The following is a 23168-nucleotide window of genomic DNA, read 5'->3' on the forward strand; positions in this document are numbered from 1 at the left end:
GTAGTGAAAGCCCGACCTTTGGTAACGCCCAAAAAATAAAACCCAAAAGCATTACACTTCTGGGTTTTAATCAAAGTAAATCATGGAAGTTTTACTTAATAGATTTAATAGTTGCTTGCGCAGAAACTAATCTTGCAATTGGCACTCTGTATGGAGAACAACTTACATAATCCATACCTACATGATAACAAAATTCTACAGAACTTGGCTCGCCACCATGTTCACCACAGATACCTACTTTTAAATTTGGTTTGGTAGATCTACCTCTTTCTGTACCCATTTTTACCAATTGCCCTACTCCTTCTTGATCTAATACTTCAAAAGGATCTACTTTTAAAATACCTTTTTTTAAATAAGTAGGTAAGAATTTACCAGCATCATCTCTAGAATATCCAAATGTCATTTGTGTTAAATCATTTGTACCAAAAGAAAAGAAATCTGCTTTTTCTGCAATTAAATCTGCCATTAAAGCCGCTCTTGGAATTTCTATCATTGTTCCAACAGAATAATCTATTTTATCATTTCTTTCTTTAAAAATTGCTTTAGCTGTTGCTCGAATTATTTTTTCTTGAAACTCAAACTCTTTTACGGTACCAATTAATGGAACCATAATTTCTGGTTTACAAATAATACCTCTTTCTTTTAAATTTAATGCGGCTTCTATAATTGCACGAGTTTGCATTTCTGTAATTTCTGGATATGTATTTCCTAATCTACATCCTCTATGACCTAACATAGGGTTAAATTCTGCTAATTCTGCAACTTTATTTTTTACAGCTTGTAAAGAAATATGCATTTCATCTGCTAAGTCTTTTTGTGTTGCTAATTGATGAGGTACAAATTCATGTAAAGGTGGGTCTAATAAACGAATAGTTACAGCAAAACCTTCCATTGCTTCAAAAATACCTTCAAAATCTTCACGTTGCATTGGTAATAAACCTTCTAAAGCTTGTTTTCTTCCTTTTACTGTTTCTGCAAGAATCATTTCACGCATTGCTTTTATTCTGTCTAACTCAAAAAACATGTGTTCTGTTCTAGTTAAACCAATACCTTGAGCTCCAAAACTACGAGCAACTTTTGCATCTTTTGGGCTATCTGCATTTGTTCTTACCTTCATTACAGAATACTTATCTGAAAGCTTCATCAATTCTGCAAATTCTCCACTTAACTCAGGCTCCATAGTAGCAACTTTTCCCTCAATAATATTACCTGTAGAACCATTTAAAGAAATCCAATCTCCTTCATGATATTCATGTTCATTAACAGTTAAAGTTCTAGTTTTATAATTAATTTTTAAGGCACCTGCTCCAGAAATACAACATTTACCCATTCCACGTGCAACAACTGCTGCATGAGATGTCATACCTCCTCTAGCTGTTAAAATACCTTTTGCAATATTCATACCTTCTAAGTCTTCTGGAGAAGTTTCAATCCTTACTAAAATACTACTTTTATACTTATCTGCTTCGTCAGCAAAAAACACTATTTTACCTGTTGCAGCACCTGGAGAAGCTGGTAAACCTTGTGCAATTACGTTTGCTTTTTTTAATGCTTTAGAGTCAAATATTGGATGCAATAATTCTTCTAATTTATTAGATTCTACTAATAATAAGGCTTCTTTTTCATCAATCATTCCTTCTTTTAATAAATCCATGGCAATCTTAACCATAGCTGCACCAGTACGTTTTCCGTTTCTAGTCTGTAAAATCCAAAGTTTTCCATTTTGAATAGTAAACTCCATATCTTGCATGTCTCTATAATGCTTCTCTAAAGTATTTTGATAAGAATTTAATTCGTTAAAAATTGATGGCATTAACTCTTCTAAAGAAGGATATTTTTCAAGTCTTTCCTCTTCTTTAACTTTTGCTAATTCTGCCCAACGCTGAGAACCTAATTTTGTGATTTGTTGTGGAGTTCTTACACCAGCAACAACATCTTCTCCTTGTGCATTAATTAAATATTCTCCATTAAAAACATTTTCTCCTGTACCTGCATCACGAGTAAAACAAACTCCTGTTCCAGAGTTATCACCCATATTACCATAAACCATAGCTTGTACATTTACAGCGGTTCCCCAATCTGCAGGATAACCATGCATGTTTCTATAATAAACTGCTCTATCTCCATTCCAACTATTAAAAACAGCCATTACTGCTCCCCAAAGTTGATTCCAAGGATTTGTAGGAAAATCATGACCTGTTCTTTTTTTAACTGCATCTTTAAAATCGAAAACTAAATCTTTTAAATCTTCAATGGTAAATTCTGTATCTAATTCTATTCCTCTTTTTTCTTTTAGGTTTTCCATGATTTCTTCAAAAGGATCTATATCTTCTTTTGATGCTGGTTTCATACCGAGAACAACACTACCATACATTTGTATAAAACGTCTATAAGAATCCCAGGCAAAGTGGTCATTTTTTGTTTTTTTTGCTAAGCCTAAAACAACCTCATCATTCATTCCTAAGTTAAGCACTGTATCCATCATTCCTGGCATAGAAACTCTAGCTCCAGAACGTACAGAAACTAAAAGCGGATTTTCTTTATCTCCGAATTTAGTTCCCATTAAATTTTCAATATTAGCTATAGATTCTTCTACTTCTCTTTGTATAAGATTTATTGCGGTATCTTTACCTAAAGAATTATATTCTGTACAAACTTCTGTAGTAATCGTAAATCCTGGAGGCACAGGAATACCAATTGAACTCATTTCTGCTAAATTAGCTCCTTTACCTCCTAATAAGTTTTTCATAGCGCTGTTTCCATCAGCATGTTTATCCCCAAATTTAAAAACACGGGGTTTTACTTCTTGTAATACTTCCATAATATGTCTGTTTTATAAATTTCAAAAAAATCGCTTTGTGTAAAAACACTTTAAATTTAGTTTTTTAAAAACACTAAAACAATGATAAAAATCATAAAATAAGGCTTTTACATAAAATTAAACAGAAGTATAAAATCTTTATAAAATACTTTAAACATCAATTTTATATACGATAAAAATTAAAATTTTTGATGATATTATTTTAAAATGTGTCACAAATTAAAAAAGGATTTGTCATTAATATATAAACAAACTAAAACTCATAAAAATGAAAAATAAAACTACTTATTTGGCCTTAAACCTTTTTTTAATAACTTCTATTGCTTTTTCGCAAAAAATGATTAAAGCATCTACCATAATGAAAGACATAAAAGCAGGTAAAAATGTTACTATAAAAAATGCTAAAATTGTTGGTGTATTAGACTTTACTTTTATGGATGAAGCAATTGAAAAACTTCCTAAGAGAAAGAAAAACAGTTGGTTTAATTGGAATAATAATGGAAATGGTAATACTAATGAAGTAAAAAAGTTAATTGAAAATAAAATATCTTTTACAAATTGTACTTTTATAGATGATGTTTTAGCATATATACCAGATGAAGATTCTGGTTACACATTTACTGCTAGTTTTGAAGATACTGCTATATTTAAAAATTGTATTTTTGATAGAAAAGCTATGTTTAAGTATTCTCGTTTTGAAAGAAATACAGATTTTTCTGATTCTTCCTTTAATGATGACAGCACCTTTAAATATGCTAAGTTTAATAAAGACATTAGTTTTGCAAATACTACATTTGATGAAGTAGCTACTTTTAAATATGCTAAGTTTAATAACAATGTTAGTTTTTCTAATGCCGTTTTTAAAGATTCTGCAATATTTAAATACACTAATTTTTCTGACGGTGTTTCTTTTAAAAACACCAATTTCGAAGAAGATTTAAACATAAAATACATGAAGGTTTCTGGAAATTTTAACGTTTCTAACATGAAAGTAGCCTACGATATTGATTCTAAGTATACCAAAATTAATGGGAAAAGCTTTAGTAAATATTTAATTGACTAAAAATGGGTATTAATACCTATTTCATTTTAACTTTATAATTTATAAATTGCACTCATAATGGAAGAAGTTAGATTAGGGGCTAACTAAAAACCAAAAAAAAAGCTAGCTTTATTAAAGCTAGTTTTTTTATTTTGTCTTAAATAATAAACATTTTTAAAGATCATAAATTATGATTTTCTAATATAAAAAGTTTATTTAAATGATTCTTTTATAATTTTAAAAATCTTTATTTACTATACTTAATGTAAATTATATACTTATTTCAAACAAAATTATAATTGATAAAAGACATTTGGTTTTAATTAATATCTAATAAGAATATTTATCATAAAATATATAATTAGCAATAAATTTTATATTATTCTTAATTTAAAACTCTTATAATAAGTATTTGTTAAATCAATCTAAAATTCCTATTTTGCCTCCTACAAACAAAACAAATATGGCATTAAAAGTTACTAGATTATTCGATTTTCCTTATTATCAACTAGAAAACTATAATTTAGAAAAAGCATTTATCTCTAAATCTAGTGGAACTTGGCAATCAATTACCACACAAGAATATATAGACCAAGCTAACCAAATTAGTAGAGGTTTATTAGAATTAGGTATTAAACCAAATGATAAAATAGCTGTAATTTCTTCAACAAATAGAACAGAATGGAATATTTGTGATATTGGAATATTACAAACAGGCGCACAAAATGTACCTATTTACCCTACAATATCATCAGAAGATTATGAATATGTTATTAATCATTCAGAGTCTATTTATTGTATTGTATCAGACAAAGAAGTTTTAAATAAAGTAAATAAAATAAAAAACAATACTCAATTAAAAGCTGTTTTTACATTTGATGATATAAAAGGTGAAAAAAATTGGAAAGAACTATTAGAATTAGGAAAAGACGAGCGTACTCAAAATCTTGTTGAAGAAAGAAAAAACAATGTAAAAGAAGATGATTTAGCTACCCTAATCTACACTTCTGGCACAACAGGAAAACCTAAAGGAGTAATGTTATCTCACAAAAATATAGTTTCAAATGTTTTAAATTCACAAAAACGTGTTCCTTTAGATTATGGTAATTCTAAAGGGTTAAGTTTTTTACCAGTATGTCACATTTTTGAACGAATGATTTTATATCTATATCAATATTGTGGTGTATCCATTTATTTTGCAGAATCTTTAGAAAAACTTTCTGAAAATGCTCAAGAAATTAAACCTCAAGTTATGACTGCGGTTCCTCGTTTATACGAAAAAATATATGACAAAATTATTTTAAAAGGAGAAACTTTAACTGGTATTAAAAAAGGTTTATTCTTTTGGGCAGTTAACTTAGGTCTAAGATATGAACCAAATGGTACTAACGGTTGGTGGTATGAAAAACAATTAAGTTTAGCTAGAAAATTAATTTTCTCTAAATGGCAAGCTGCTTTAGGTGGCGAATTAAAGTTAATGGTTTCTGGTAGTGCAGCATTACAACCAAGATTAACTAAAGTTTTTACAGCTGCAGGAATGCCAATTATGGAAGGTTATGGTCTAACAGAAACATCTCCTGTTATATCAGTAAACGACCAAAGAAATAATGGATTTAAAATTGGTACTGTTGGTAAAGTTATTGATGAAGTTGAAATAAAAATTGCTGAAAATGGCGAAATTTTAGCTAAAGGACCTAATGTAATGCAAGGTTATTATAAAGACCCTGAAAGAACAGCTAATGTTTTAAAAAATGGTTATTTTCATACTGGTGATAAAGGAGAAATTGATAGTGATGGATTTTTAAAAATTACCGGTAGAACAAAAGAAATGTTTAAAACTTCTGGAGGTAAATATGTGGTTCCTCCATTATTAGAAGGAGAGCTAAAGCAATCATTATTTATAGAACAAATAATGGTTATTGGGGAAGGTGAAAAAATGCCAGCAGCTTTTATTCAACCAAATTTTGATTTTATGAAAGAATGGATTCATCATAAAAATTTGGACATTGGTACTTCTAATGAAGAAATAATTAATTCAGAAATCGTAAAAAATCGTATTCAAAAAGAAGTTGATAAATGTAATAATAACTTCGGAAAATGGGAGCAAATTAAACGTTTTGAACTTACACCTGATGTTTGGTCTATAGAAGGTGGGCACCTTACCCCTACTATGAAAATGAAACGTAAAATTATTAAAGAAATCTATACAGATTTATATGAAAAAATATATCGAGAATAATTAAAAGTCTTAATAATCAAAAAAAGAAGAAAAAAGAGTGTATTTTAATTAATTAAAATACACTCTTTTTTTTAGAATTGACCCTCGAAGTCTTGTAGAACCTACAAAACCTATAGAAAACAAAAAACCTCCACATTTCTGTGAAGGTTTAAGTGAGCCCTAAAGGATTCGAACCTTTGACCGCCTCCTTAGAAGGGAGGTGCTCTATCCAGCTGAGCTAAGAGCCCGTATTTTTTAAGTTGTTACGACAACTGTGTCGGGGTGGCAGGATTCGAACCTGCGACCTCCTCGTCCCAAACGAGGCGCGATGACCGGGCTACGCTACACCCCGAGTGCAATTTTCTAGCGGAGAGACAGGGACTCGAACCCTGGCGACCAAAAAGGTCGACAGATTAGCAATCTGCTGCATTACCACTCTGCCACCTCTCCCTTCGACTTCAAAACAAAGTTTGAAAGGAAAATTGCGAGTGCAAATTTAAGACTAGATTTAGAATATTACAAGACTTTTTTACACTTTTTTTAAAATATTTTTTTACTCTGGATATTCAACTCGTAAATGATAAATATTCATCAATTTTTTCTTGATTACTTTCTTAATAATTTCTATTTCTCTAAACGTAATATCAGAATTTAAAAACTGATTATCAGCCATTTGTTTATCTATTATTTTATCTATTAAGTTACTTACAGATATTGCTGTGGGTTTTGTTAAACTTTTTGATGCAGCTTCAGCGGCATCACACATCATTAAAATTGCAGTTTCTTTTGAAAAAGGAATGGGGCCTTGGTATTGAAATTTCTTAATATTTACATCTATACCTGGGTTTAATTCTTTCTCTTTCATAAAAAAGTAATATGTAGAACTTGTACCATGATGGGTTCTTATAAAATCTATAATTCTATCTGGCAAGTTATTCTTTTTGGCTAACTCTACTCCTTTTATAACATGGTCTGTAATTATCTTAGAACTATCTCTTGGAGATAAATCATTATGAGGATTAACTCCTGTAGATTGGTTTTCAATAAAATATTGTGGGTTAATCATTTTACCTATATCATGATACAATGCACCAGTTCTAACTAACATAGAGTTTGCTCCAATTTCATTTGCTGCTGCTTCTGCCAAATTTGCTACTTGCATAGAATGCTGAAACGTACCTGGAGCTTTCTCATTAAGATCTCTTAAAAGCTTTGTATTTGTATTAGAAAGCTCTAACAAAGTTACATCAGAAACTAAACCAAATACTTTTTCATACATGTATATAATAATGATTGACAAAAAAGATAATAATCCATTTGCTGCAAAAAGCATAAAATAAGTCCAATTTATTTGAGAAGCATTACCTTCTTTAATAATTGAAAATGCAAAATACGTAAGCATGTAAATTAATGTAATTTGAGCTACAGAAATAAATAAAGTTGCTCTCTTATATAGTTCTGATACTGTAAGAATGGTAACAATACCTGCTATGATATGTAAATAGATAAACTCAAAACTATCTGGAACTATATATCCTAACAATAGCACTGTTAAGACATGTGCAAACAAGCCTAAACGTGCATCAAAAAAAGCTTTTAAAACAATTGGCAAAACACTTAAAGGAACAACATATAAATAATCTGAATTATATTTTATTACCAATGTTTGTATAAAAATCATTGAAAATACATTGAAGAAAATAAAAGTAACCTTATTATTGTTATCATATATTTCTACTCTATATTTCTTTAAAAACAACAAGAGCATTAATAGTGCTAGAGAAACTAGAATAGTGTATCCTAAAATTATCCAATTGTAGTTAGATTCTGTCCAAACTTGAGATTCAGATTCACTTTTTAAAGAATTTAATATTGCTAACTTTTTACCTTCAACAATATCTCCTTTTAAAATTATTAATTTTCCTGCAGCAACTTTTCCTTTGGTATAAGAAATATTTTTTATTTCATTTTCTATTACCTTTTCAGTATATTCAACATCAAAAGAGACATTTGGCTTTATTATTTTAGATAATAAATCTAACATTAATTTTTTTCCATATTCAGAATCAGAATTATTTAAGTTGTACCTTATAATTTCTAAAACTTCTTTTGAGGTAAATAAGTTTTTAAAAACAACATCTTCTACTTCATTCCCTTTTCTAATTGCAACTATTTCATTTTTATTAGAAATTCTATCTTGACTTACAACTTCTAGAAAACCTTTATTATAGATGGTGTTTATAATTTTAAGACCTATTTTAGATAAATTATAAATTTGATCTAAACTTAAGGAATCTGAAACTTTAAAAAGCGAAATTCTTCTCTCGTAATTTGCCTTAACAGTATTATCTATACTTAAATCTTGTAAAAAATAAGATTTAGAATTTACTTCTATCTCTTTTTTTTCGATAGTAATTTCATCTTCAGTTTTCTGAATGGCAAAATCAAAAGGAGCATATAAATTATCATATTTCCATAGCTGTCCATTATTAAAATCATATTTAAAGTGCCCCCCTTTAGGAAACAAATAAACAATTGCAACTGTAGCAACTAAAAACAGAATCACCTTATAAATTATGGTGTTATTTTGATACAATTTATTTACTATAGTCCTCATATAATTTATGTTATTACAACAAACTTACCACAAAAAATTCAAGGTCAAAAATTCATCTTAAATAATAAAACTCAAATTGATTAAAAATAGTTAATTTAGCATAACAAACTATATAATAATCAAACTCTTATTTTTATGAAAGAAGTAGTAATTGTATCTGTAGCTAGAACTCCTATTGGAAGTTTTATGGGAAGTTTATCTACAATTTCTGCTCCTAAATTAGGTGCAATTGCCATAAAAGGAGCTTTAGATAAAATTAATTTAAATTCTAATCTGGTTGAAGAGGTTTTTATGGGAAATGTTGTTTCAGCGGGTTTAGGTCAAGCTCCTGCAAGACAAGCAGCAATTTACGCAGGAATTCCAGATACTGTTCCTTGTACTACTGTTAATAAAGTTTGTGCTTCAGGAATGAAATCTGTAATGCTAGCAGCCCAAACAATAATGCTAGGGAATGCTGATATCATTGTTGCAGGAGGTATGGAAAACATGAGTTCTATTCCACATTATCAACATGCAAGAAAAGGGTCTAAATTTGGACCAATTACATTAGAGGATGGAATGCAAAAAGATGGTTTAGTTGATGCCTATAACAATGTTGCCATGGGAGTTTGTGCTGATGATTGTGCCACAGAATATAAATTTTCTAGAGAAGATCAAGATAATTTTGCAATTCAATCTTATAAACGCTCTGCAAAAGCTTGGAGTGATGGAAAATATACTGATGAAATTGTAGCTGTAGAAATTCCTCAAAGACGAGGTGAAGCTATTCTCTTTTCTGAAGATGAAGAATACAAGAATGTAAAAATAGAAAAAATACCAGTTTTAAGACCTGCATTTACAAAAGAAGGAACAGTTACAGCTGCAAATGCTTCTACTATTAATGATGGTGCTGCTGCATTAGTTTTAATGTCTACAGATAAAGCTAAGGAATTAAATATAACTCCTATTGCTAAAATAAAAAGTTTTGCTGATGCTGCTCAAGAACCAAAATGGTTTACAACTGCGCCAGCAAAGGCACTACCTAAAGCTTTGGCTAAAGCAAATATTTCTATTGATGATGTAGATTATTTTGAACTAAATGAAGCCTTTTCTATTGTTGGTTTAGCTAATATGAAAATTTTAGGAATTACAAATGATAAAGTAAATGTAAATGGTGGTGCAGTTTCTTTAGGACATCCTTTAGGAGTTTCTGGAGCTAGAATTATTATTGCTTTAACATCTATTTTAAAACAAAATAATGCTAAAATTGGTGCTGCAGCTATTTGTAATGGTGGTGGTGGTGCAAGTGCATTAATAATAGAAAGAATATAATTTTAATAAAAAAAGGTGAAAATTTATGCTATTTGGCATTTGTAATTTAAGTATTGTTCCACTTAGAATAACTCCCTCAGATACTTCTGAAATGGTAAGTCAAGTTTTATTTGGAGAAACTTTTAAAATTATAGAAGAACAAAAAGAATGGAGTAAAATTCGATTAACATTCGATAATTATGAAGGTTATATTGATAATAAACAGTTTGTTAAAATTACTGAAGATTCTTTTTCAAAATTATCTTCAGAAAAAAAACATTATTCAGGAGAAATTATTGATTTTATTACTAATAATAAAAATCAATTAACAACAATTCCTATTGGTTCTAATTTACCATTTTATAATAACGGAAATATTAAAATAAACCGTAATACTTATTTGTACGAAGGTGAGGTATTGTCAGAAAATAAATCTAAAAAAGACATTTTAAAAACAGCCTTTAATTTTTTAAACACTCCTTTTTTATGGGGTGGAAAAACTCCTTTTGGTATTGATTGTTCTGGTTTTACACAAATGGTTTATAAACTCTGTGGTTACCAACTTTTTAGAGATGCTAAAGAACAAGCAACACAAGGTGAGGTTTTAAGTTTTATTGAAGAAAGTGAAGCTGGAGATTTGGCTTTTTTTGATAATGAAGAAGGGGAAATTATTCATGTAGGTATTATTTTAAATGATTACCATATTATACATGCTCATGGAAAAGTTAGAATTGACACTTTAGATCATAGTGGAATTTTTAATGCAGATATACAAAAACATACACATAAATTAAGAATCATAAAAAAAATTATTTAAAATTATCTCAATAAAAAAACCGAAACTAAATAGTTTCGGTTTTTTTTAGTAACAATTTAAATTTATTGGCCTTTCATTTCTTTATAAATTGGTCTTAAAGCATCTGCTTCTGGTTCCATTTCTAAAGTATCATAAATATTTAAAAGTGTACCAACAGTACCTTCTGTTCTTTTAATCTTGTCTGCTTCTACAATATATGGTAGTGCTTCTTTACAAATTTGTTTTAAAACACCTTCTAATTCAGTATATTTTTTATCATTAGATAAATTTTCATTCATCTCGTCAACTACAGCAATTCTTTTATTTAATATTACAACACCTAAATTTAAATAAGCATCTCCATATTTAGGGTCTAACTCAATTGCTTTTTTATAAAAACCAATAGCTTCTTCAATTTTATCTTGGTTAGCATTAACAACACCTAAATTAAAAAATAAATTAGGATTTGTAGGATCTATTTTTACAGCTTCTTGCATTAACTCACCAAACTTATCCATTTGTTTTAGCTTTATATACATTTGAGCTTCATTTAATAAAAGGTTGATATTTTTAGGATCACTTTTTCTTGCTTCAGCTAAAGCTTCAACTGCTAATTCTGGTTTACCTAAATTTACATAATTATAACCAATATTTTTTATAATCTCAGATTTTTTAGATTTAGAACTTTCTATTGTTGGCTTAATATATTGACCAAATTTAACCATAGCATCTCTATTAGCTTTGGTTCCTAAATTTTCAACTTTATTTGTAGCTTTATTAACTGCTAAATACTGAGTAGTTATACCTGTATAATTAATATCCTGTAATTCTTTATAATATTTTAAAGAAAGATCATAATCTTTTGCTGCAGCAGAACTCATTGCAGCATTATATAAAAATGAAGTATCTTTAGGACTTAATTTATAAGTTAAATAAAAATTATTTGTTGCTTGCTTATAGTTTTTAGCTCCATATTGATCAACTGCTTTTTTAGAAACAAATTGAATTAATTCATTTAATTTAGGTTCCGCTAACTTTGTATATTTTTGTTTCCCAGATTCTTTTTCAAAATCAAATAAATTCTGATAAGCATCTGCAGCTTTTTCTACGTTAGATTTACCAAAAGCTTGTCCTTTTAAAAAGAAGTATTTTGCTTTATACTTAGGATCCATAGAGTCTTCAGAAGCTTCTAAAGTAGAAATAGTAGCTTTTGCTTCTTTAAATTGACCTTTTTTAATTGCCTTTTCAACAACTTTAAGTTCGTTTTTTTGCGCAAAAGAAGCTATGGATAAAAAGCCAACTGTTAACGCTAATATTTGTTTTCTCATTTTACTAATTATTAATTTAATTTTAAATTTGATTATCATTTGATTCATTACCAATTTCCGTGCCATTCTCTTCACTTTCTACGTTTTCTTCTTCTTCATGAACCACTTTGGCAACTGCAGCAATACTATCATCATCTTTAATGTTTATTAAACGAACACCCTGTGTTGCACGCCCCATAACTCTTAAGTCTTCTACTGCCATTCTTATAACAATTCCAGATTTATTTATAATCATTAAATCATTAGAATCATCTACGTTTTTAATAGCTACTAAATCACCTGTTTTTTCAGAGATATTTAAAGTTTTAACTCCTTTACCTCCTCTATTAGTAATTCTGTAGTCTTCTAAACTAGAACGCTTACCATAACCTCTTTCAGACACTACTAAGATGTTACTATTCATATCGTTTACAGCAACCATACCAATAACTTCATCATTATCATGTTGCAAAGTAATTCCTCTCACACCAGAAGCTGTTCTACCCATAGGTCTGGTTTTTGCTTCTTCAAAACGAATAGATTTACCAGATTTTAGAGCTAACATTACTTGACTGTCTCCAGTAGTTAATTTAGCTTCTAATAATTCATCACCTTCTTTAATGGTTATTGCATTAATTCCGTTTGTTCTCGGACGAGAATATTGTTCTAAAGAAGTCTTTTTAACTTGACCTTTTTTAGTGGCCATAATTACAAAATGACTATTAATATAATCTTCGTCTTTTAAATCTTGAGTTACTAAGAATGCTTTTACTTTATCATCTTGTTCAATATTAATTAAGTTTTGCATTGCCCTACCTTTGGTATTTTTACCTCCTTCAGGAATTTCATAAACACGCATCCAAAATACTTTCCCTTTTTGGGTAAAGAACATCATATATTGATGGTTTGTTCCAACAAATAAATGTTCTAAGAAATCTTCATTTCGTGTTGTAGCACCTTTTTGACCTCTACCTCCTCTATTCTGAACTTTGTATTCCTCTAGATTAGTACGTTTTAAATATCCTGCATTAGAAATAGTTACCACTACCTTTGTATCAGGAATCATATCTTCAATACGCATATCTCCACCTGCATACTCTATGGTAGATCTTCTTTCATCTCCATATTTTTCTTTAATATGAAGTAATTCAGATTTTATAATTTCATAACGTCTTGGTTCATTTGCAAGAATGTCTTTTAAATCAGTAATTGTTAACATAATTGCATCATATTCTGCACGCAATTTATCTTGCTCTAATCCTGTTAATTGACGCAAACGCATTTCTACAATTGCCTTTGCCTGAATTTCTGTTAATTCGAAACGTTCAATTAAAGCTTCTCTTGCTTCATCTGCATTAGAAGACCCTCTAATAATCTTTATTACTTCATCAATATTATCAGAAGCAATAATTAAACCTTCTAAAATATGGGCTCTAGCTTCTGCTTTCTTTAATTCGAACTCTGTTCTACGAACAACAACTTCATGTCTATGCTCTACAAAATAATGAATTAATTGCTTTAAATTTAATTGTTCTGGTCTACCGTTAACTAATGCTATATTATTTACACTAAAAGATGTTTGTAATTGAGTGTATTTAAATAATTTGTTTAATACAATATTAGGAATAGCATCTCGTTTTAAAATGTAAACAATTCGCATTCCATTTCTATCAGATTCATCTCTAATATTAGAAATACCTTCAATTTTTTTATCATTTACCAATTCAGCAGTTTTCTTAATCATTTCTGCTTTATTCACTTGGTAAGGGATTTCCGTAACAATAATACATTCACGCCCTTTTACTTCTTCTATAACAGCTTTAGCACGCATTACAATACGCCCACGACCTGTATGAAAAGCATCTCTTACACCATCATATCCATAAATAATTCCTCCTGTAGGAAAATCTGGTGCAGAAACATGTTGCATTAATTCGTCAATCTCTATATCTCTATTTTCTATATAAGCTACAGTACCATTAATAACTTCTGTTAAATTATGAGGTGCCATATTAGTTGCCATACCTACAGCAATACCAGAAGCTCCATTTACTAATAAATTTGGTATACGTGTAGGCAATACTGTTGGTTCTTGTAAAGTATCATCAAAATTTAAACGATGATCTACAGTATCTTTTTCAATATCAGCCAACATGTCTTCTGATATTTTTTGCATTCTAACCTCTGTATAACGCATTGCTGCTGGAGAATCACCATCAACAGAACCAAAATTCCCTTGACCATCAACCATCATATAACGTACACTCCAATTTTGCGCCATTCGCACCATAGAATCATATACAGATGTATCACCATGAGGGTGATACTTACCTAGTACCTCTCCAACAATTCTTGCTGATTTTTTATAAGACCCAGTTGCTTTAATTCCTAATTCATGCATACCATACAAAACCCTTCTATGAACTGGTTTCAAACCATCTCTTACATCTGGTAATGCTCTTGATACAATCACTGACATCGAGTAATCGATGTATGCAGATTTCATCTGCTCTTCAATGTTAATCGGAATTAACTTTTCTCCGTCTGCCATATATTTTTGATTAAATTTAGTTCATTTTTTTAAAACAAGGCAAGATACTATTTCTCACTCTTTTTACAAAGATTTTACACCTTCTAATTAACCATAGTTATTAACATTTTTTGTTAATTTTTAACAGTATTTTATTTGCCTGATTTCAAAGAGTTTTCTACATTGTATTACTTTTTTAATGCTATTAATAAACCATTGGCATATTTTTTGTAATAAACTACAGAAAAAAGTACTAAATTTACAACACATCAATTAAAGATAGAAATAAATATGGACGATAATTTTTCACCAAAAGTTAGAGATGTAATTACTTTCAGTAAAGAAGAAGCACTACGTTTAGGGCACGAATTTATTGGAACAGAACATCTATTACTTGGTTTAATAAGACAAGGAGAAGGAAAAGCAATAGAAATTTTAACAGCTTTTGATGTTGATTTAGGTTTATTTCGTAATAAACTACAACAACTTAACCCAGCAAACCCTACTTTTAACGAAAATATAGACAAACCCAGTTTAAGGCTCACAAGACAGGCTGAAAAGGCATTAAAAACTACTTTTTTAGAAGCAAAGCTATACCAAAGTAACGCTATAGACACAGCCCATTTATTATTATGTATTTTACGAAATGAAAACGACCCAACAACAAAGTTAATTCATAAATACAATGTTAATTACGATGATGCTAAAGCTTTGTATAAGCAATTACATGTAGATGATACTGATTTACCAACAAATCCAATTGCAGAAACTCCTTCTGATGATGAATTTGCTTCAGAAAAACCAAACCCTTTTGACCAAGCTCAAAAAGGAAAAAATGTAAAAAAATCTAAAACTCCTGTATTAGATAATTTTGGTAGAGATCTAACAAGTTTAGCTGAAAACGGAAAATTAGACCCAGTTGTTGGTAGACAAAAAGAAATTGAAAGAGTTTCTCAAATTTTAAGTCGTAGAAAAAAAAACAACCCAATGTTAATAGGTGAACCTGGAGTAGGTAAATCTGCAATTGCAGAAGGTTTAGCTTTAAGAATTGTTCAAAGAAAAGTTTCTAGAATTTTATTTGACAAACGTATTGTTTCTCTAGATTTGGCAAGTTTAGTAGCTGGCACAAAATATCGTGGTCAGTTTGAAGAACGCATGAAAGCCTTAATGAATGAACTTGAAAAGAATGATGATATTATTCTTTTTATTGATGAGATTCATACCATAGTTGGTGCAGGTGGAGCAACTGGCTCTTTAGATGCTTCTAACATGTTAAAACCTGCATTAGCAAGAGGAGAAATACAATGTATTGGCGCAACAACTTTAGATGAATTTAGAACAAACATCGAAAAAGATGGAGCATTAGAACGTCGTTTTCAAAAAGTTATTGTAGAGCCAACAAGCGTAGAAGAAACTATACAAATTTTACACAATATTAAAGCTAAGTACGAAGAACATCATAATGTAGATTTTACAGATGATGCAATTGAAGCTTGTGTAAAATTAACCAACAGGTATATGACAGATAGATTTCTTCCAGACAAAGCCATTGATGCTTTAGATGAAGCTGGTTCTAGAATTCATATTACCAACATTGTAGTACCTCAACAAGTATTAGAATTAGAAGCCCAGTTAGAGATCATTAAAGAACGTAAAACAAATGCTGTTAATGGTCAAAAATATGAAGAAGCTGCTAAATTACGAGACGATGAAAAAAACATGGAAGCTGCATTAAGTTCTGCACAAAATCAATGGGAGGAAGCTTCAAAATTAAATAGAGAAATTGTAACTGAAGACAATGTTGCAGAAGTAGTATCAATGATGACAGGAATCCCTGTTAATAGAGTTGCTGAAGCAGAAAGCCATAAATTACACGAATTACCTCAACTTATTAAAGGAAAAGTAATTGGTCAAAATGAAGCTGTTAGCAAAGTTGTAAAAGCCATTCAAAGAAATAGAGTTGGTTTAAAAGACCCTAACAAACCAATTGGATCCTTTATATTTTTAGGACAAACAGGTGTAGGTAAAACACAGTTAGCTAAAGTTTTAGCTCGTGAATTATTTGACTCAGATGATTCTTTAATTAGAATTGACATGAGTGAATACATGGAAAAATTTGCTATATCTCGTTTAATTGGAGCTCCTCCTGGATATGTTGGTTATGAAGAAGGTGGTCAATTAACAGAAAAGGTTAGAAGAAAGCCTTATTCTGTAATCTTATTAGATGAAATTGAAAAAGCACACCCTGATGTTTTTAATATGCTTTTACAAATTTTAGATGATGGACATATTACTGATAGTTTAGGACGTAAAATTGATTTTAGAAATACCATAATTATAATGACTTCTAACATTGGTGCTCGTCAATTAAAAGACTTTGGAGGTGGTGTTGGATTTGGAACTTCTTCTAAGAAAGAACAAGCAGATGCCCATGCAAAATCTGTTATTGAAGGTGCTTTAAAAAAATCTTTTGCTCCTGAGTTTTTAAATAGAATTGACGATGTAATTGTATTTAATGCTTTAGAAAGAGAAGATATTCATTCTATAATAGATATTGAATTAGATAAATTACTAAATAGAATTTCTGATTTAGGATATACTTTAGATTTAAGTGAAAAAGCAAAAGATTATATAGCCGATAAAGGTTTTGATAAAAAATACGGAGCTAGACCTCTTAAAAGAGCAATTCAAAAATATATTGAAGACGCTTTAGCAGAAGAAATTGTTAACTCTAAACTTTCTGAAGGAGATACTATTTTAATGGACTTAGATGAGAAAGAAAACAAACTTACCATTAAAATAGAAAAAGGAGAAAAAAAACCTGAAACTAGAACAAAATCAGAATCTTAAATAAAAAAATCCCAAACTAAAGTTTGGGATTTTTTTTAATATTTATAAACAGAATTTCTAATACTATAAGCATCTTCTTTTTCAAAGTAAACAAATTCTCTACTCAGAAAATTTATTCTTTTACATTAAAAATGTCATAAAGTTTAAGAACACTTCTTTTTTTGTAACAAAATCCTTAAATTAATCGTCTAAAATAGTAAACCTAAACAACCAACTATGAAAAAATTTCTATTTCGTTTATTTTGTCTTACTCTTTTAATAAGTTGTACATCACAAAAAAACTCTGAAGAATTTATAAATGCAACAAAAGGACGTTATTTATTTAACGCTAATGAAGTTATTGAAATTTATTTTAAAGAACAAAATTTATACGCAAAATGGCGTGGAAATGATGATATAAAATTATTAAAAGTAAGCGATAGTACTTTTTATATGAAAGAATTAAATGAAAAAATAATTTTTATTAGCAAGCCTAAAATGCATATTCAATTAGCTGAAAAAACCGAACATGAAGGTGTAAAGTATCATTTTAGAAAAATGAAATATGGCGAAAAAACAGCAAATGAATATTTTGACCTAAAAGAATTTAGTAAAGCATTAACTGCCTTTAAAGCAATTCAGAAAAAAGACTCTTTAAATCCGATTATAAGAGAAAATAAAATTAATCGATTAGGTTATAATTTTGTAAAAAAAAACAATTATGAAACTGCCATAGAAGTTTTTAAAATTAATGTAGCTTTATACCCGAAAAGTTCGAATGTATACGATAGTTTAGGTGAAGCTTTTTTACTAAAAAAAGATACTGTTAATGCAAAAATTAACTTTAAGAAAGCGCTAACTATTAACCCAGAGAACAAAAGTGCAAAACGATTATTAAAGAAAGTTACTAAGAAATAATGAGATTAGATCAGTTAAAATACCCTATTGGTAAAGCAGATATTCCTAAAAATATAACAAAAAAAAATATAGAAGAGTGGATTTCACTAATAGAACGATTTCCACAAGAATTAGAGTTTTTGACTAGAGGTTTATCTGAAAATCAACTAGATACTCCTTACAGAGAAAATGGTTGGACAATAAGACAAGTTGTTCATCATTGTTATGATAGTCATCAAAATTCTTACATCCGTTTTAAGTGGGCTTTAACAGAAGAAAAGCCTGTTATAAAAGCTTATAATGAAAAACTTTGGGCAGAATTACATGATTCTAAATCTATGCCTATATTTTTATCTATAGATGCTTTAAAAGCACTACATTCTAAATGGGTATATTTATTAAAGGGGTTAACTCAAGATGAACTAAATAAATCATTCATTCATCCTGCAGAAAATAAAGAAGTAGGGTTAAAAGAAAACATAGGTATTTATGCTTGGCATTGTAGACACCATTATCATCATATAGAACAATTAATGATTCGTAAAGGTTGGCAATAAAATGTGTAAAAAAACTACTTTCGAAGATTTTTTAAAAGTTGATATTAGAATAGGAACTATTATTGAAGTAAATGATTTCCCAAAAGCAAGAAAACCAGCGTATCAACTTACTATTGATTTTGGTGCTTTAGGTGTTAAAAAATCGAGTGCTCAAATTACAGATTTATATACTAAAGAAGATTTATTGAACAAACAGGTTTCTGCTATTGTTAACTTTAAACCTAGACAAATTGCTAATTTTAAAAGTGAGGTTTTAGTATTAGGCGTGTATAATACTAATGGAAAAGTTGTTTTATTACATGCCTCTAAAGAAATAAAAAATGGAGAACAGGTGAGGTAATTTTTTATTTGATAATTTTTATTTCCAATTCTTCTTTTGTAGATTTAAGTACAATCCATTTTTCTTTTATTTTTTTATTTCTTAACCAATTGAGAGATATAATATTATTTTCAATTTTCCAGATTCCTTTATTGTAATTAATAAATCTTAAATCTGATAACATACAAATTCTAAAATTTTCAAAATGTCTAACAATTAATTTTTGATTTTCTAGAAATTGATATCCTATATTTTTAAAAGTCAGAGAATTTTCTTTTGATAATATAAAGTGATTTTCATTTAAATTAGATTTAAAAGACCAAACCCCAATTAAGTTTTCTTTAATATTTTGAGAATTTAAATTAAAGGAGATGAAAAAAAGGAAAAAAATCAACTTTAATACTTTCATCTTATATAACTGTAATTAATTCTTAGGATTATTTAAAATTACTAAGGCACCAATAACTCCAGGAATCCATCCACAAAGAGTTAGTAAAAAGATAATAAAAAAAGATCCACAACCTTTATCTATTACAGATAATGGAGGAAAAATAATTGCAAATAATACTCTAAAAAAACTCATTTATATATTTAGTTGGTTATACAAGTAAGACGTATGAGTATTAATTTTGTTACATTTTTTTTGAGAAACAGTATTATAAAACTAAAAAGCCGTAAAGTTTAACTTTGAAACTTTACGACTTTTAAAATATATAACTATAACAAACCTACATCTTATCTCCAAAGAAAATAGTATTCATTAACAATTTATTTGTTCCAAACCAAAAAGCTCTAAAATTAGTATTATCTGTAAAAACAACTACTCTACCACTACCCATTTTTTGCACTTTAAAAGGCACTGTGTTCTTAATCACTTTGGCATTTTCTTTAGAAATATAACCACTTAATAAAGGATTAGAAGTATACTGAATAGGGTTGTTATAACTCTTTTTATCTGGTTTCATAAACAACGTTGAGTTTCTAAATAAAGCCAATTTATCATTTTTATATCCAAAGTTTATAGGATGAGAACGATCTACTTTTGCTTCAAAAATAGCTCCACCAATAAATTGAGCTCCAGTTTTTAATGATTTATTTTCAAAAGAAACACCATCAATCGTATCGATTTTTGTTTTATCAAATTCGATATTGATAAACTTATTTGTTGCTAACCATTTTGCAGTGTTTTTATAACCAATAAGAACACCTCCATTCTTAGTCCACGTTTTCAATTTTTCAATTGCAGCTTTCTCAATTCTACTGCTTGGAATTATAATATGTGTGTATTTACTAATATCAATTCTTGTAAAATAGCTCATATCTAAACGCGTTAAATGCATATCAAAACGTTGGTCAAATAAGTGCCAAATTTCTCCAGAATCATTTCCTGTAATCCCATTACCAACCAACATGGCAACTTTTGGTTTTGTAATTGCTGCAAAATTTCTACTTCCTAAATCAATCCCTTCATTTAAACCAGTTGAAACCGCTGTAATATTTAAATGTGATTCTTTAGCTGTTTTATCTAAAAATTGATACAATTCTAAAGCATTTAACTTCTGATTTTGTACAGGAATAAAAATGGTTCCATATTCATAAGAATTTCCTCCATTTTTAAAATTTTTCATAGATACTTTTGCACGCAATCCTTTTTGTAAAATAGCGTTTAAAGCTTTTGGTGTATAATATTCATTCCAAGCCATTAAATAACCATAATCACTTTTAAATGAAACGTTTCCTTTTTTCTTTTTTAAGTCAACAATTTCATTTCCAGCTTTAGAAAGCGAAATGTTTTCTGCGTAATCAACACCAAATGCGTGGTTAAAAGTCCATGCAGAAACATCATAAAACAAACTGTCTTTAAATTTAGTTCTTACATCAAACATCGCTTTTACCAAACGTTGATTTTTCTGATTCATTGGTACCACATAACTATACCCTTTTTTAAATGTTTTTCCATTTTGAGTAAAATCAGATTTTACTTCATGAATTTTTACTTGATGACGTTTTAAAACCTCAGCTAAATGAAAACTTTTAGCGCCATCTTTTTCATCACCAAAAACGATGGCTTTTTTTGTACCAGAATTTCTAGATTCTTTATAAAAATCTTGTTGGTATTTTAAGATTTTTACTCTCATTTTTCTTGCAGCTTCTAGCGTTGATAAAGCAGCAGTAAACTGATTTCTAATAGTAAAAGGGAATGTTAAAATTCCATTTTCGGTTTCTTGTGCATGCCCTCTAGAACTTCCTTGCTCAAACAAAATACCTATACTTCCGTTAATATCTGGAAACGTAGATCCTTTACCATAATAAAAGTCATCGAAACTTTCTTCTGAATAATAAAGAGAACCTATTTTATCTAATGCTTTTGCATGATAAGTTGCAATTTCTTTAGTTAAATCTTGGTTCATTTGTGGTGTTAACGGATTTGTTCTACTAGGAATTCCTGGTTGAAAAAAGAAACTAGAATTGCTTCCCATTTCATGATGATCTGTTAAAATATTAGGCAACCATTTATGAAAACTCGCAATTCTTGCTTTACTTTCTGGTAATTGAACAGGCAACCAATCTCTGTTCATATCAAACTGATAATGATTGGTTCTTCCACGTGGCCAAATCTCAGTATATTCTCTATCATTTGGATCTGGATTAATATTTTTACTTTTGTTTGTATTTGCCCAATATGCAAATCGTTGTAAACCATCAGGATTTAGAGATGGGTCAAATAAAATAACAGTGTTATTAAGTAAATCTATAGTTTCTGAAGATTTTGAAGCAGCTAAATGATAAACTACAGCCAAAGCAGCATTAGAACCACTAGGTTCATTACCATGTATCGAAAATCCTTGATAAACTACAATTGGATTGTTAGAAACATCAATAGACGAATTGTTAGTACCATCAATATGTGTTTGTCTTATTGCTTCTATTTTTTGATGATTTTCTGGTGATGTAATCGTCAATAACAACAAAGGTCTTCCTTCATAAGTTGTTCCTCTATTTTCTATAGAAATTCTATCTGATGAAGCTGCAATAGCCTTCATATACTCTACTAATTTGTCATGAGTAATATGCCACTCTCCTACTTCATGACCTATTACAGATTTTGGCGTTGGAATTTGAGAATTATAGTTTCCTTTAGGTAAATAGTAAGATAAATCTACTTGCTGACCAACCATTGTAAAAGTTGATAACAAGAATAATAGTAATGATTTTTTCATAAAAGTTGAGTTTGGATATCTCACAAATATAAGAATAACGTATTGTAGATTTATTTCTTTAACATATTCTTAAGAGTTAAAAAATAATTACATTAAAATCATAATTGCAATAAAACAGAATACAATTATTTGTCCCCATTTTAAGTATATTCCTATTTTAGAGTGCTCTTTTAAATAGCTAGAAATACTACCTGATAAAACAGCAATTGTTCCAAAAACTAAAAAGGAAACTAGAATAAAAATTCCACCTAAAACATAAAATTGAAGTACATTAGAAACGGTTTCTGAAAATAAAAACTGTGGAAAAAAAGCTAAGAAAAAGATGGTTACTTTCGGGTTCAAAACATTCATAATAAACCCTTTTTTAAATAACTTTAAAATAGATTCTGATTTAACTGTATTATTAGACAAGATAATTTTAGCATCACTTTTATAGACTTTAAAAGCTAAATAAATTAAATAACTAGCTCCTAAAATCTTGATAAAAAAGAAGAGGTTCTCATTTTCTTTGATAATAGCAGAAACTCCAAAAGCAACTAAAGTAGTATGAATAATACAACCCGTCATCAAACCTAAAACAGTAGCCAAACCATATTTTTTACCATTAACAATACTTTGCGTTAGTACAAAAATATTGTCAGGGCCAGGAGAAATTGATAAAATAGAAGTTGCTAATGCAAACGAAATAAGAGTTTCAATCATTCAGTAAATTACTATCTAATAT

Annotated in this window: 16 protein-coding genes and 3 tRNA genes; 8 read left to right on the top strand and 11 right to left on the bottom strand. The window is 29.0% G+C overall.

What is annotated here, in order from left to right:
- Positions 1 to 91: 91 nt before the first annotated feature.
- Positions 92 to 2821, bottom strand: a complete 2730-nt coding sequence (gene ppdK / locus ABJG40_RS00085) for a pyruvate, phosphate dikinase (RefSeq protein WP_348022540.1) — start codon at positions 2819 to 2821, stop codon at positions 92 to 94.
- Positions 2822 to 3089: 268 nt separating this feature from the next.
- Between ppdK and ABJG40_RS00090 the strand changes: the two genes are divergently transcribed.
- Complete coding sequence (locus ABJG40_RS00090; protein ID WP_348022541.1) at positions 3090 to 3884, top strand: pentapeptide repeat-containing protein; 795 nt, start codon at positions 3090 to 3092, stop codon at positions 3882 to 3884.
- 442 nt (positions 3885 to 4326) lie between these two features.
- On the top strand, positions 4327 to 6102 hold the full coding sequence (locus ABJG40_RS00095; protein WP_348022542.1) for an AMP-dependent synthetase/ligase: 1776 nt from the start codon (positions 4327 to 4329) through the stop codon (positions 6100 to 6102).
- A gap of 153 nt (positions 6103 to 6255) precedes the next feature.
- On the opposite strand, the gene ABJG40_RS00100 is transcribed toward ABJG40_RS00095, so the two are convergent.
- From ABJG40_RS00100 to ABJG40_RS00115, 4 genes are all read right to left on the bottom strand, one after another.
- A tRNA-Arg gene (locus ABJG40_RS00100) sits at positions 6256 to 6329 on the bottom strand.
- A gap of 29 nt (positions 6330 to 6358) precedes the next feature.
- Positions 6359 to 6433, bottom strand: a tRNA-Pro gene (locus tag ABJG40_RS00105).
- A gap of 15 nt (positions 6434 to 6448) precedes the next feature.
- Positions 6449 to 6531: transfer RNA gene (locus ABJG40_RS00110), tRNA-Ser, on the bottom strand.
- A 103-nt stretch (positions 6532 to 6634) separates the two neighbouring features.
- Positions 6635 to 8698, bottom strand: a complete 2064-nt coding sequence (locus tag ABJG40_RS00115) for an HDIG domain-containing metalloprotein (protein ID WP_348022543.1) — start codon at positions 8696 to 8698, stop codon at positions 6635 to 6637.
- 135 nt (positions 8699 to 8833) lie between these two features.
- Here ABJG40_RS00115 and ABJG40_RS00120 point away from each other — a divergent pair, with 135 nt between their 5' ends.
- Both ABJG40_RS00120 and ABJG40_RS00125 read left to right on the top strand, forming a co-directional pair.
- A complete protein-coding gene (locus ABJG40_RS00120; RefSeq protein ID WP_348022544.1) occupies positions 8834 to 10009 on the top strand; it encodes an acetyl-CoA C-acyltransferase in 1176 nt (391 codons plus the stop codon).
- Positions 10010 to 10034: 25 nt separating this feature from the next.
- Complete coding sequence (locus ABJG40_RS00125) at positions 10035 to 10805, top strand: C40 family peptidase (protein WP_348022545.1); 771 nt, start codon at positions 10035 to 10037, stop codon at positions 10803 to 10805.
- A 62-nt stretch (positions 10806 to 10867) separates the two neighbouring features.
- On the opposite strand, the gene ABJG40_RS00130 is transcribed toward ABJG40_RS00125, so the two are convergent.
- Positions 10868 to 12112 carry a tetratricopeptide repeat protein gene (locus ABJG40_RS00130; protein WP_348022546.1) on the bottom strand — a complete coding sequence of 415 codons (1245 nt, stop codon included), beginning with the start codon at positions 12110 to 12112 and terminating at the stop codon, positions 10868 to 10870.
- Between the two features lie 22 nt (positions 12113 to 12134).
- Positions 12135 to 14642, bottom strand: coding sequence for a DNA gyrase subunit A (gene gyrA, locus ABJG40_RS00135; protein ID WP_348022547.1), 2508 nt, complete (start codon positions 14640 to 14642; stop codon positions 12135 to 12137).
- Positions 14643 to 14912: 270 nt separating this feature from the next.
- On the opposite strand from gyrA, the gene ABJG40_RS00140 reads away from it, so the two are divergent.
- The 4 genes from ABJG40_RS00140 (at position 14913) to ABJG40_RS00155 (ending at position 19244) form a co-directional block, all read left to right on the top strand.
- Positions 14913 to 17471 carry an ATP-dependent Clp protease ATP-binding subunit gene (locus ABJG40_RS00140; RefSeq protein WP_348022548.1) on the top strand — a complete coding sequence of 853 codons (2559 nt, stop codon included), beginning with the start codon at positions 14913 to 14915 and terminating at the stop codon, positions 17469 to 17471.
- A gap of 216 nt (positions 17472 to 17687) precedes the next feature.
- Positions 17688 to 18368 (top strand): hypothetical protein, encoded by a 681-nt coding sequence (locus tag ABJG40_RS00145; RefSeq protein ID WP_348022549.1) that lies wholly within the window; start codon positions 17688 to 17690, stop codon positions 18366 to 18368.
- Positions 18368 to 18904: a YfiT family bacillithiol transferase gene (locus ABJG40_RS00150; RefSeq protein WP_348022550.1), complete on the top strand. Its 537-nt coding sequence runs from the start codon at positions 18368 to 18370 to the stop codon at positions 18902 to 18904. Before ABJG40_RS00145 ends, ABJG40_RS00150 begins: the two co-directional genes overlap by 1 nt.
- A gap of 1 nt (position 18905) precedes the next feature.
- Positions 18906 to 19244, top strand: a complete 339-nt coding sequence (locus ABJG40_RS00155; RefSeq protein ID WP_348022551.1) for a tRNA-binding protein — start codon at positions 18906 to 18908, stop codon at positions 19242 to 19244.
- A 4-nt stretch (positions 19245 to 19248) separates the two neighbouring features.
- On the opposite strand, the gene ABJG40_RS00160 is transcribed toward ABJG40_RS00155, so the two are convergent.
- The 4 genes from ABJG40_RS00160 to ABJG40_RS00175 form a co-directional block, all read right to left on the bottom strand.
- A complete protein-coding gene (locus ABJG40_RS00160; protein WP_348022552.1) occupies positions 19249 to 19632 on the bottom strand; it encodes a hypothetical protein in 384 nt (127 codons plus the stop codon).
- Positions 19633 to 19647: 15 nt separating this feature from the next.
- A complete protein-coding gene (locus ABJG40_RS00165; protein WP_076686390.1) occupies positions 19648 to 19806 on the bottom strand; it encodes a YqaE/Pmp3 family membrane protein in 159 nt (52 codons plus the stop codon).
- Positions 19807 to 19951: 145 nt separating this feature from the next.
- The gene (locus tag ABJG40_RS00170; protein ID WP_348022553.1) at positions 19952 to 22444 is read right to left on the bottom strand and encodes a M14 metallopeptidase family protein; all 2493 of its coding nucleotides are present in this window, start codon (positions 22442 to 22444) and stop codon (positions 19952 to 19954) included.
- An 87-nt stretch (positions 22445 to 22531) separates the two neighbouring features.
- The gene (locus tag ABJG40_RS00175) at positions 22532 to 23146 is read right to left on the bottom strand and encodes a LysE family translocator (RefSeq protein ID WP_348022554.1); all 615 of its coding nucleotides are present in this window, start codon (positions 23144 to 23146) and stop codon (positions 22532 to 22534) included.
- Positions 23147 to 23168: the final 22 nt, after the last annotated feature.

Source organism: Polaribacter sp. (genome assembly GCF_039939415.1).
In the GTDB taxonomy this organism is placed as follows: Bacteria; Bacteroidota; Bacteroidia; order Flavobacteriales; family Flavobacteriaceae; genus Polaribacter.

Bases quoted from the DNA above. Each gene is read 5' to 3' on its own strand.
- ABJG40_RS00140 (WP_348022548.1), top strand. From the start codon at position 14,913: ATGGACGATAATTTTTCACCAAAAGTTAGAGATGTAATTACTTTCAGT.
- ABJG40_RS00165 (WP_076686390.1), bottom strand. From the start codon at position 19,806: ATGAGTTTTTTTAGAGTATTATTTGCAATTATTTTTCCTCCATTATCT.
- ABJG40_RS00090 (WP_348022541.1), top strand. From the start codon at position 3,090: ATGAAAAATAAAACTACTTATTTGGCCTTAAACCTTTTTTTAATAACT.
- ppdK (WP_348022540.1), bottom strand. From the start codon at position 2,821: ATGGAAGTATTACAAGAAGTAAAACCCCGTGTTTTTAAATTTGGGGAT.
- ABJG40_RS00155 (WP_348022551.1), top strand. From the start codon at position 18,906: ATGTGTAAAAAAACTACTTTCGAAGATTTTTTAAAAGTTGATATTAGA.
- ABJG40_RS00145 (WP_348022549.1), top strand. From the start codon at position 17,688: ATGAAAAAATTTCTATTTCGTTTATTTTGTCTTACTCTTTTAATAAGT.
- ABJG40_RS00115 (WP_348022543.1), bottom strand. From the start codon at position 8,698: ATGAGGACTATAGTAAATAAATTGTATCAAAATAACACCATAATTTAT.
- ABJG40_RS00130 (WP_348022546.1), bottom strand. From the start codon at position 12,112: ATGAGAAAACAAATATTAGCGTTAACAGTTGGCTTTTTATCCATAGCT.
- gyrA (WP_348022547.1), bottom strand. From the start codon at position 14,642: ATGGCAGACGGAGAAAAGTTAATTCCGATTAACATTGAAGAGCAGATG.
- ABJG40_RS00150 (WP_348022550.1), top strand. From the start codon at position 18,368: ATGAGATTAGATCAGTTAAAATACCCTATTGGTAAAGCAGATATTCCT.
- ABJG40_RS00175 (WP_348022554.1), bottom strand. From the start codon at position 23,146: ATGATTGAAACTCTTATTTCGTTTGCATTAGCAACTTCTATTTTATCA.
- ABJG40_RS00170 (WP_348022553.1), bottom strand. From the start codon at position 22,444: ATGAAAAAATCATTACTATTATTCTTGTTATCAACTTTTACAATGGTT.
- ABJG40_RS00125 (WP_348022545.1), top strand. From the start codon at position 10,035: ATGCTATTTGGCATTTGTAATTTAAGTATTGTTCCACTTAGAATAACT.
- ABJG40_RS00120 (WP_348022544.1), top strand. From the start codon at position 8,834: ATGAAAGAAGTAGTAATTGTATCTGTAGCTAGAACTCCTATTGGAAGT.
- ABJG40_RS00095 (WP_348022542.1), top strand. From the start codon at position 4,327: ATGGCATTAAAAGTTACTAGATTATTCGATTTTCCTTATTATCAACTA.
- ABJG40_RS00160 (WP_348022552.1), bottom strand. From the start codon at position 19,632: ATGAAAGTATTAAAGTTGATTTTTTTCCTTTTTTTCATCTCCTTTAAT.